This is a genomic window from Allobosea sp. P1_A7 (assembly GCF_056406775.1).
The window spans coordinates 1-10,453 of the sequence record NZ_JBFTZN010000217.1 but is presented as its reverse complement, the minus strand read 5'-3'; the positions used below and the strand labels follow the sequence as shown (position 1 = coordinate 10,453).

The following is a 10,453-nucleotide window of genomic DNA, read 5'->3' as shown; positions in this document are numbered from 1 at the left end:
GGCCGGGGTCGGTCGCCGCGACGATGCGGTGAATCTTCAGCTTGCCCTCTGCGCTGACCGAAACCTCTGCGACCGCCGCGACATAGGAGCCAAAACCCATGGTCTGGCAGATGCCGCGATAGACCCCGGCCGGCAGGGTCTTGCCCCATTCCGCCTTCTCGGCGACCGCATTGAGAACTGCCAGATGCTTGGGATGGTTCTTCATCAGCGCCCGGCGGAATTCGAGCGGGTCCCTGCCCGCCGCATGGGCGAGCTCGTCCATGAAGCATTCGAGATAGATCGTGTTCTGGTTCAGGTTCACGCCGCGCCAGAAGCCGGGCGGCACATGAGGATTGCGCATCGCATGGTCGATCAGCAGATCCGGGATGCCATATCCGATCGAAGCCTCCGGCCCCGGTGGATTGAGGCCCTGGAAGACGGCGGGGTCACGCCCGTTCTGGATATTCTGCGGGAAGATGCCGGCCACGATCGACTGGCCGGAAATGCGCATGTGCAGCCCGGTCAGATTGCCATCCTTGTCGAGCCCGGCGGTCAGTTTGCACTGCGTCACCGGGTGGTAGCGGCCATGCAGCATGTCCTCCTCGCGCGACCAGACCAGCTTGATCGGCGTGCCGGGAATCTGCTTGGCGATGGCAACCACTTGCCTGACCCAGTCATGCACCGCGCCGCGCCGGCCAAACCCGCCGCCAAGATCGATCTTGTAGGCCTCGCATTTGGCGATCGGCAGTCCCGAGGCTTCGGACGCCGCAGCCAGCGCCGCCTCCCCGTTCTGGGTCGGGGTCCAGACCTCGCAACGCTCCGGCGTGTAGCGCGCCGTCGCGTTCATCGGCTCCATCGTGGCGTGGTTCTGGAAGGGGTAGGAATAGACCGACTCGACGACACGCGCCGCCTTGGCGATCGCAGCCTTCGCGTCTCCGACCTGGTTGCCGATGACGGCTTCGGGCGCATCGAGACCTTCCTTGAGCCAGGCAGCGATGCTCTCGCTCGAGACCTTGGCATTCTCGCCATTGTCCCACTCGATCGGCAGCGCATCGAGCGCCGTCTTCGCCTGCCACCAGGTCTCGGCGACGACGGCGACGGCCGTCTCGCCCACCGGCACGACATGCGTCACACCCGGCATGGCCCTGACCTTGGCGGCGTCAAAACTCTTCACCTTGCCGCCGAAGACCGGGCAGTCCTTGATTGCGGCATTGAGCATGCCGGGCATCTTCAGATCGATGCCGTAGATCTTGGCGCCATTGGTCTTGTCGACCGTGTCGAGCCGCTTCAGCGGCTTGCCGGCAATCGTCCAGTCCTTCGGATCCTTGAGCGGAACATCCTTGGGAGCCTCGAGCTTCGACGCCGCCTCGGCGACCTGCCCATAGCGCAGCGAGCGGCCGGAAGCCTTGTGCGTGATGATGCTCTTCTCGGCGGAGCACTCCGCCGCCGGCACGCTCCACTGGTTCGCGGCAGCCTGGATCAGCATCATTCGCGCCGCCGCGCCGCCCTTGCGGACATACTCATGCGATTCCCGGATGCCACGGCTGCCACCCGTCGAAAAATTGCCCCAGACGCGGTTGCGCGCGACGTTCTGGCCCGGCGTCGGATATTCGGTCGTCACCCTGGCCCAGTCGCAGTTCAGTTCCTCGGCGACGAGCTGGGCGAGCCCCGTCAGCGTCCCCTGCCCCATTTCGGAGCGGGCGATGCGGATCACCACCTTGTCGTCGGGATGGACCACCACCCACGCATTGATTTCCTTGACGGCCCCCTGCGCCATCGCCTCGCCAGCGAACGGTATGGCAAAGCCGAAGGTGAAGGCCCCGGCCGCCGCAGCGGAGCCGGCGAGCATGGTGCGGCGGGACAGGGTCGCAGATGTGTCAGCCGAGGCAGAAATCATATCGTCCTCCAGATTCCGTCAGGGAAGCAGGGGAGCAAGGGCACCTGGCCCGTCGCGCTCGACCCTACCCAGGCAAAACGTGAAACATGCGGACCGACGCTCGGTCGGGTCGACGCGAAGAGGCTTAGCCGCGGCCGAGCGTGCCGCTGGCCGCCACATCCAGGATTGCCGCCTTGACCCGCGTATAGGTGCCGCAACGGCAGATATTGGTCATTTCATTCGCGATGTCCGCTTCGCTCGGCTTGGGATTGGCCTGGAGGAGCGCAGCAGCGGCCATGATCATACCGCTCTGGCAGTAGCCGCATTGCGGAACATCATGAGCGATCCAGGCTTTCTGCACCGGATGCGATCCATCCGGCGAAAGCCCTTCGATGGTGACGATCTTCTGTTCCGCCGAAACGGCGCTCACGGGGAGAGCGCAGGAGCGCGTCGCGACCCCGTCGATATGCACGGTACAGGCACCGCATTGCGCGACGCCGCAGCCATATTTCGTTCCGGTCAGGCCGATCTGTTCGCGTATCACCCAAAGCAGCGGCGTGTCGCCATCGACCGCCACATCCAGCACTTTGCCGTTTATGCTCAGCTTCGCCACCGCAACCTCCCGGTTCGATTTCAGAAGAGTGGCGAGAGAGCCAGCGCGCCTCGCCAGGAGTCCACCGAGCCAACGGGCACGCGGACAGATTGTATTTAGATGAGATTGAAATCCAGAAAGCGACCTTGAGCCAATGCCAAAAGTGCGAGCGCCGCACCCGTTTCCCAGACGCTCCGCTCCGGGATGACCTGTACGATCCCAGCAGGATCGACCCAAAAATGCGCAATCAGCCCCCTGATTGCCATGATCACGTCCTGATTATCGACGATCAGGGCAATCCTCGCATTTCGCTGACTGCTCCATTTCTCACATCAATGTGATGAATCAGGCGCCAGTTCGGCATTCCCAGCAACAAGGTGCCGTCCTTGCCCCATCCGACGCATTTTCCGATCTCGCCTTGCCTTACGCAGCTGGAGAGGGCGAGGTGCGGCATCGCGTCGAATCAGCCTGAACGAGCCAGGATCGCCATGACGGCCCTCGCCATACGAGAGGTTTCCATCGCCACAGCGTGGCGCGCCGCACTGGCGGCGCTTGGGCTTCTGGCCATAGCCCTGATCTTTGCCGCACAGAGCTGGGCCCAGGCTCCCGATCCGGCCCCGGCCAGGACTCGTCTCGACGCAGCGCGTGCCGAACTCGCCCAGATCGAGACCCTCTTCGCCAATCCGAATGCGACCGATGCCGAGCTGCAGCGCCACCGGCTCAGGCTGCAGCCTCTGCTCGAACAGCTCCGCCATATCACCGAGGAACAGGCTCCGAAGACCGAGCAGGCCAAGTTGCGCATCGAGCAGCTCGGCCCGAAGCCCGACGCAAAGGCGCCGGCCGAATCCGCCGAAGTCGTCCGCGAGCGCGAAACGCGAGAGAAGGCGTTTGCCGACGCTGACGAGACTTTGAAGATCTCGCGCTCGGCCCTTCTCCAGGCAGAACAGCTTCTGGCCAGCATCGGCGACCGGCGCCGCGACCTCTTCGCCAAGGCCTTGTTCGCGCCGGGGCCCGCCATCGTCAACCCGGAGCTCTGGGGCGCGGCACTGTCGACCTCGCCGGAGGACATGCGCGCGTCCGGCCTGATCTTCGGGGACTGGCTCTCCGTCGTCGTCGAAGCATCCAGCACGGCCCGCGGAGCGCTTGTCGCTGTCGCCCTCCTCGGCGCGATCCTGCTCTACGTCGCCCGTGCACGCTACCTGCCGCGCTTTGCGGAACGGCTCGATCCAACAGGCGATACCAACAGCTTGCGCTGCCTTCACGTCGCGCTCGCCCATATCGTGGCCGGTGCGGCCCCGCCGGCGCTCGCAAGCTGGTTGATCTACGCCGCGCTCAAAACTGCGGGCCTCCTGCCGCCACGCATCCAGCCGGTCATCTGGGCGATCGTCGTCGGGCTCGCGATCTTCGCTTTCGTCCAGGCATTGGCCGACGCGCTGTTTGCTCCCAACAAGCCGCAGCGGCGCCTTGTCAGCGTCATGGACTCGACGGCCCGGACCGTGGTCTGGATCGCGGCGTCGCTCGCGCTCGTTGTATCGACCGGCAAGGTGCTCGAGGCCTGGCTCCAGGCCATCGCCGCCAGCCTGGCATCGTCGATTGTCGTCCGCGGCGTGGTTGTGCTCGTCTTCGCGGCGGTCCTGATCGCCGGGCTTTACCAGCTTCGCGACGACAAGGAAGTCGAGGAGGAGGCCTGTCTCGGCCCCTATGTGGCAGTCGATGGCGCCTCGCTCGGGCCGATCCGTATCTTCGGCTGGATCGTCGGCCTCGTCATCGCATTGGCTGCATTGACGGGCTATGTCGTCTTCGCCTCCTTCCTGACCGAGCAGGTGCTCTGGCTCGGCATTCTCGCCTGCCTGTTCGTCCTTGCCTACCAGCTGCTCGATCTCGGCATCAGCGAGCTCTTGACCGGCAACGGACATTTCGCGCTGACCCTGAAGGCCGGCGTCGGCATCCGGGGCTCGGCGCTGCAGAAGATCGCCGTCATCGTCACCGGGCTGCTCAAGCTCGTGCTGATCGTGGTGACGTTGATGCTCGCGCTGGCCCCCTGGGGCCTGGAATCGGTCGATTTCCTGACATCGCTGCGCGCCGCCTTCTTCGGTTTCCAGGTCGGCGGCGTCACGATCTCGCTGTCCTCGATCATCGTCTCCGGGTTGCTCTTCGCGCTCGCCCTGACGGCGACACGCGGCGCCCAGGGCTGGCTTGAAGGCAAGTTCCTGCCGACGACGCAGCTCGATACCGGTTTGCGCAACTCGATCATCACCGCCGCCGGCTATCTCGGCTATGCCGCAGCCGTCGCGCTCTCCGTCTCTGCGCTGGGTCTCAGCCTCGAACGCCTGACCCTCGTCGCCAGCGCCCTCTCCGTCGGTATCGGTTTTGGCCTGCAGTCCGTGGTCTCGAATTTCGTCTCGGGGCTGATCCTGCTGTGGGAGCGCCCGATCCGGGTCGGCGATCAGGTCGTGGTCGGCGACGCGGAAGGCATCGTCAAGCGCATCAATGTCCGCTCGACCGAGATCGCGACCTTCGATCGCTCGACCGTGATCGTGCCGAACTCCAACCTCGTCTCGGGTGTGGTCAGGAACCGGGTGCGCGCCGATCGCACCGGCCGCTCGCTGATCTCGATCACCGTGCCCAGGAGTTTGGACGCGTCCGACGTGCGCACGATGCTCGCCGAGGCCGCCCACTCCCATGGCGACGTGTTGCAGAAGCCGCCGCCAACCGTGCAGTTCAAGAAGATCGGCACCTCGACGATGGATTTCGACCTGATCTGCGTCGTCGCGGATGTCGACATCGTCGGCCGCGTCACCAGCGATCTCAACTTCGCCATTCACAAGCGCCTGACCGAAATGGAAGGGCCGGCAGCCGGCGCAGAGCTGCTCGTCAAGGGCCTCGACGGCATCGAACAATCGCTCGGAGACATCGCCGCCGCCGTCGGGCGCGAAACAAAGCCTTCGCATCGCAAGAAAGCCGTAACCACCGCGCGCGCATCAAGGCCCCGCCTCCTCAACGGTGAGACGGGGGAGGAGGAGGAGCCGGAGGAGCAGGTGCGGCGCGAAACCACGCACGCGCCCGAGCCGGCCAAGGATGCGTCCAAGGACGACAGCAAGGAATGATGCGATGCCCAAGCCTTTCCGTGCAGCCGCCGTGGCGCACCGAACCGTGACCTGCCCCGCCCTCGTCGCCGGTGCGCTCGCCGTCTTCGGCATTGCCGGCTGCACCGAGCCTGCCCGGACCAGCCAGCCCGCTTTCTACCGCGATCTCGGCTCGCCCTCGGCCCGGGTCGATGCAAATGAGGCGCGCGCCATGATCTCGGCCTACCGGATGAACCACGGGCTCGGCACGCTGAAGCTTGATCCGGCCCTGGTCGAGGCTGCCGAGCAGGAGGCCGGCGCCATGGCCGCGGCCGACAAGCCAGTCCAGGCCGAAGCCGTCAAGGCGCGGCTGGCGCGGGCCGGCCAGCCGGGAGCGGAAGCCAATCTGTCCGCCGGCTATCGGCGGTTGGCCGAAGCTTTCTCGGGCTGGCGCGACTCGCCACAGCACGACCGTGTCATGAAGACGCCGGGCGCCACCCGCATGGGCATTGCCACCGCCTATGCGCCGGGCTCGAAATATCAGGTCTACTGGGCACTGATCCTCGCCCCCTGAGGCAAGGCTGACGCGCTGAGACGAAGCTGCCTCAGGGTTTCGCGCCGAAGGGCAGCGGCGGTGCATCCGCCTTGAGGACGATCCCGACACGGCGGTTATAGGCGAGATAAGGATTGTCCTTGATCAGCGGCTCGGTGTCGCCCTTGCCGGTGACGGAGGCGAAGCGGTCATCCGGGACACCCGTATTGCTGAGGATCTCGCGGACCGCCGCGGCACGCGCCACCGAAAGCTCCCAGGGATTGCCTTCCGGGGCCGCTCCGGGACGTGGCGCCGCCGTATGGCCCGTGATCGCGATCTTGTTGGACATCCGCCGCAGCGTCGGGGCGACGGCCGCGAGCAGCTTGCGCATGCGCTCGTTCGGCTGCGCCGAGCCCTCGGCAAACATCGCCCGCCCATCCTGATCGACGAGCTGGATATCGATGCCCGCCTCGGAAACCTCCACCAGGATGTTACGCGAGAGCTCGGCGATCTCCGGCATCTCGCGCAGGGCCTGCCGGAGCGAGGCGGCCGCGAGCGCAAAGCCACGGTCATGCGTCGCCGAGACCAGGCCGTCTTCCTTCTGCTGGTTGTGGTTGGGCGCTGTCGTGTCGGACGCRTCGCTGAGCGGCCGGATATAGGCGTTCTTGATATGGGTCTTGGTCGGGATGCCGTCGACCTCGACGATGCCGGCGAGCCGCATGTCGGTCTGTGTGCCAAAAGCCTCGCGCATCGAGCCCGCGACGATCTGGAGCTTGTTCTTGTCCTGGCTCGAATAGGCCGCGACCATGACGAAGAACGCCATCAGCAGCGCCATCAGATCGGCGAAGGTCACGAACCAGCCGTGACCGCCATGGCCGCCGCGATTTTTCTTCGCCATCGCTCAGGTTTCCGTCAGGCAGCTTGGGCCATCTCGGCCCGATGATGGTCGGGGAGATAGGCGAGCAGCATTTCGCGCACCAGCGTCGCGCTCTTGGCATCGCGCATCTGCAGGACGCCGTCGATGATCAGCGTGCGCGAGATCTCTTCTTCCTCGAGCTTGATATGCAGCTTGTCGGCGATTGGCAGCGTGAACATGTTCGCGACCATCGCTCCATAGAGCGTCGCGAGCAGCGCCGTCGCCATGGCGGGGCCAAGCTTGGACGGGTCGCTCATATTGGCGAACATCGTCACCATGCCGAGAATCGTGCCGATCATGCCCCAGGCCGGGGCGCAGTCGCCGATGGCGCGATAGACCTTCGAACCCTCGTCGAGCCGCTGCAGGAAGTTGTCGCGGTCACGCTCCATCGTGTCGCGGATGAACTCCTTGTCATAGCCGTCGGCGATGTAGCGCAGGCCCTGGGCCAGGAACGGATCGGAGACCTCGACGTTTTCCAGCGCGACGGGGCCGCTCTTGCGGGCGATCTCGGCGACGCGCGTGATCTCGTCGATCAACTCGCGCGGATGGATCGAGCGCATCGTGAAGGCGAAACGGAAGCCCATCGGAATGCCATGGGCAATCACGGAGAACGGGAAGCGCAGCATGGTCGCGGCCGAGGCACCACCGAAGATGATGATCGCGGCGTGCTTATCCCAATAGGCGGCAAAATTGCCACCATCGATCATGATCAGCGAAATGATTGTCGCGATACCGCCCAGAATGCCGACGCCGGTTGCGATATCCATTTAAGCCATCCTGATCCACGCAGATCCAGCACCCGCGCAGCGCCCTGTCTTGGCAGTCTGGTAACCATAGCGGGAGCGGTTTGAACGAAGCGTTAAGCTTGAGCACTTGCTCAGGCCCGCGGCTCGGATAATGCTCCGCGGATGTCCTTGTTTGCGCTCTATGCCCGCGTCCTCGGCGAACTCGGCCCCGAAAAGCGGCTGGGGCTGATCCTTGCGCTCGCCAATATCCTGCTGGCGGCCGCAGCCTTCGCCGAGCCGATTCTGTTCGGCACGCTGATCGACAGGTTGACCAGCATCCAGAGCTCCGGCCAGCGACCAAACTGGAGCGACATCGATGTCCTGATCGCGGCTTGGGTCGGCTTCGGGCTCTTCAATATCGGAGCCAGCGTCTTCGTCGCCCTCCATGCCGACCGGCTGGCCCATCGCCGCCGCCTCGCCGTGATGGCCGACTATTTCGAGCATGCCCTGACCCTGCCGCTGGCCTACCACACCCAGACTCATTCCGGCCGGGTGCTCAAGGTGATGCTGGAAGGCACCAGCGGCATGTGGGCGCTATGGCTCTCCTTCTTCCGCGAACACTGCGCCAGCTTCGTCGCGCTCTTCATCCTGCTGCCCTTCACCCTCTGGAAGAACTGGCAGCTCGGGCTGCTGCTGATCRGCCTCGTCGTGCTCTTTGGCACGCTGACGGCCTTCGTGCTGCGCAAGACCGAAAAGCTCCAGAGCAATGTCGAAGGTTACCACTCCAACCTTGCCGAACGCGCCTCGGACGCGCTCGGCAATGTCCCGGTGATCCAGAGCTTCACCCGCATCGAAGCGGAGGTACGCGGCCTGCGCTCCACCATCGCCAGCCTGCTGGAGGCGCAGCTTCCGGTGCTGTCCTGGTGGGCGATCGCGACGGTGGCAACCCGCGCCTCGGCAACGCTCACCGTGCTGGCGATCTTCGTCGTCGGCACCTGGCTCCTGATGATGGGGCAGACAACCGTCGGTGAAATCGTCACCTTCATGGGCTTCGCCACCATGCTGGTCGGCCGGCTTGAGCAGATCGTCTCCTTCGTGAACTTCATCTTCATGCAGGCGCCGAAGATGCGCGAATTCTTCGGGGTGCTCGACACCATGCCGGCCGTGCGCGATCTCCCGGGCGCGCCCGATGTCGGCCGCCTCGAGGGCCGCATCACCTTCGATGACGTTTCGTTCTCCTATGACGGCAAGCGCGCGGCGGTCGCCGACGTGTCCTTCGCCGTCGAGCCCGGCGAGACCATCGCCATTGTCGGCTCGACCGGCTCCGGCAAGTCGACCACGCTCGGCCTGCTGCACCGCGCCTTCGATCCGCAATCCGGCCGTATCCTCGCCGATGGCAGTGATATTCGGGACATCTCGCTGCTCAGCCTGCGCCGCAATATCGGCGTCGTCTTTCAGGAGCCGATGCTCTTCGCTCGCTCGATCCGCGAGAATCTCACCGTCGGCAAGCCCGACGCGACCGATGCCGAGATGCTTGAGGCGCTCGACCGGGCCCAGGCGACCGAAGTCATGGCGCGCCAGACCGACGGGCTCGACACCCTGGTTGGCGAACGCGGCCGCACGCTGTCTGGCGGCGAGCGCCAGCGCCTTTCGATCGCGCGCGCGCTCCTCAAGAACCCACCGATCCTGATTCTCGACGAAGCCACCTCCGCGCTCGACGCTGCCACGGAAGTGAAGCTCCAGAAGGCGCTCGACGAGGTGATGAAGGGCCGCACGACTTTCGTCATTGCGCACCGCCTGGCCACCATCCGCAACGCCAACCGGATTCTCGTTTTCGAGCAGGGCCGCGTCATCGAGATGGGCTCCTTCGACGAACTCGTCGCCAGGGGCGGACGCTTCGCCGCGCTGGCGCGGGCGCAGTATCTCGTCACCGACAAGCCGGTCGCGATGCTGGCAGAGGACGCGGTCAGCCCGCTCGCCCAGAAGCTCGCCGCCGATTGACCGCGTGCTCCTTGTCCGGTTCGTGATGCAGACAGGGATCGAGCTTCACATGGTTGGGTCCGACCCGTTCGAAGCTGCCGCTGGCCACGACCCGGTCGCCGAGCTTGCTGCCATTCTCGGCATAGGTGACGCACAGAACCTGCGGATCCGGCGCATGACAGAGCGCGAGATAGACCAGCGCCCCGTCGGAGCGGACCATGGTCAACTCTCCCTCGACCTGAATGGTCGTGAGTTCGCCCTCCTTCCCTTCGAGCCCCCGCAGCGCCTGCCGCAGTTCGGAACAGGCCGCGCGCAAGCTCGGCTCGGGCTGCGCCCTGCCCTGATCCGCCGCGGTCAGGGCCGCAACGAGAGTGGTGCCGCAGAGCAGCGAACGAAGGAGACGCTTGGTCATGCCCCAGCTGTCGCGCCGGTTTGCGGCGGGATTGCGAACGGGTTGCCGCGATAACCCTGGAGGTAATCGACTTCATTCCATCTGCAGGCGAAGGTCGCGACATCGGCAGACCAGCCCGGCTGACAACGAAGGGGATTTCACGATGAAGACCTACGCCATGGCCCACCTCACCCACGTCGCTCTGGGACCTGAGATCATTGGCTATCTCGAAGGCATCGATGCGACGCTGGCACCGTTCCAGGGGCGCTTCATCATCCATGGCGATCAGCCGGAGCTGCTGGAGGGCAGCTGGWCGGGCGACCTGATCGTGATCGAGTTCCCGAACCGTGCGGCCGCGAAGGCCTGGTACGAATCAGAGGCCTATCAGGCTATCCTG

General features: G+C 65.2%; 10 protein-coding genes. 4 read left to right on the top strand and 6 right to left on the bottom strand.

Annotation, left to right across the window (positions count from 1 at the left end; genetic code table 11):
- The 3 genes from AC1D34_RS27820 to AC1D34_RS27810 all read right to left on the bottom strand — a co-directional run.
- Positions 1-1,876: xanthine dehydrogenase family protein molybdopterin-binding subunit (locus tag AC1D34_RS27820; RefSeq protein ID WP_476825940.1), on the bottom strand; the 1,876-nt coding region annotated here is incomplete at its 3' end.
- A 124-nt stretch (positions 1,877-2,000) separates the two neighbouring features.
- Entirely contained in the window at positions 2,001-2,468 is a 468-nt protein-coding gene (locus AC1D34_RS27815) for a (2Fe-2S)-binding protein (protein WP_069882390.1), read from the bottom strand.
- 95 nt (positions 2,469-2,563) lie between these two features.
- Positions 2,564-2,713, bottom strand: coding sequence for a hypothetical protein (locus tag AC1D34_RS27810; protein ID WP_441492523.1), 150 nt, complete (start codon positions 2,711-2,713; stop codon positions 2,564-2,566).
- A 222-nt stretch (positions 2,714-2,935) separates the two neighbouring features.
- On the opposite strand from AC1D34_RS27810, the gene AC1D34_RS27805 reads away from it, so the two are divergent.
- A complete protein-coding gene (locus AC1D34_RS27805; RefSeq protein WP_441492522.1) occupies positions 2,936-5,554 on the top strand; it encodes a DUF3772 domain-containing protein in 2,619 nt (872 codons plus the stop codon).
- Positions 5,555-5,558: 4 nt separating this feature from the next.
- A complete protein-coding gene (locus AC1D34_RS27800) occupies positions 5,559-6,086 on the top strand; it encodes a CAP domain-containing protein (protein WP_441492521.1) in 528 nt (175 codons plus the stop codon).
- Positions 6,087-6,117: 31 nt separating this feature from the next.
- On the opposite strand, the gene AC1D34_RS27795 is transcribed toward AC1D34_RS27800, so the two are convergent.
- Complete coding sequence (locus tag AC1D34_RS27795; RefSeq protein WP_441492520.1) at positions 6,118-6,942, bottom strand: OmpA/MotB family protein; 825 nt, start codon at positions 6,940-6,942, stop codon at positions 6,118-6,120.
- 14 nt (positions 6,943-6,956) lie between these two features.
- On the bottom strand, positions 6,957-7,727 hold the full coding sequence (locus AC1D34_RS27790; RefSeq protein WP_441492519.1) for a motility protein A: 771 nt from the start codon (positions 7,725-7,727) through the stop codon (positions 6,957-6,959).
- A gap of 141 nt (positions 7,728-7,868) precedes the next feature.
- Here AC1D34_RS27790 and AC1D34_RS27785 point away from each other — a divergent pair, with 141 nt between their 5' ends.
- Positions 7,869-9,686, top strand: a complete 1,818-nt coding sequence (locus tag AC1D34_RS27785) for a glucan ABC transporter ATP-binding protein/ permease (RefSeq protein WP_476825939.1) — start codon at positions 7,869-7,871, stop codon at positions 9,684-9,686.
- Here the strand turns inward: AC1D34_RS27785 and AC1D34_RS27780 are convergent.
- Positions 9,652-10,077 (bottom strand): hypothetical protein, encoded by a 426-nt coding sequence (locus tag AC1D34_RS27780; RefSeq protein ID WP_476825938.1) that lies wholly within the window; start codon positions 10,075-10,077, stop codon positions 9,652-9,654. The two genes, AC1D34_RS27785 and AC1D34_RS27780, sit on opposite strands and share 35 nt — an antisense overlap.
- A gap of 142 nt (positions 10,078-10,219) precedes the next feature.
- On the opposite strand from AC1D34_RS27780, the gene AC1D34_RS27775 reads away from it, so the two are divergent.
- A partial coding sequence (locus AC1D34_RS27775) for a DUF1330 domain-containing protein (RefSeq protein ID WP_476825937.1) occupies positions 10,220-10,453 on the top strand: 234 nt, incomplete at its 3' end.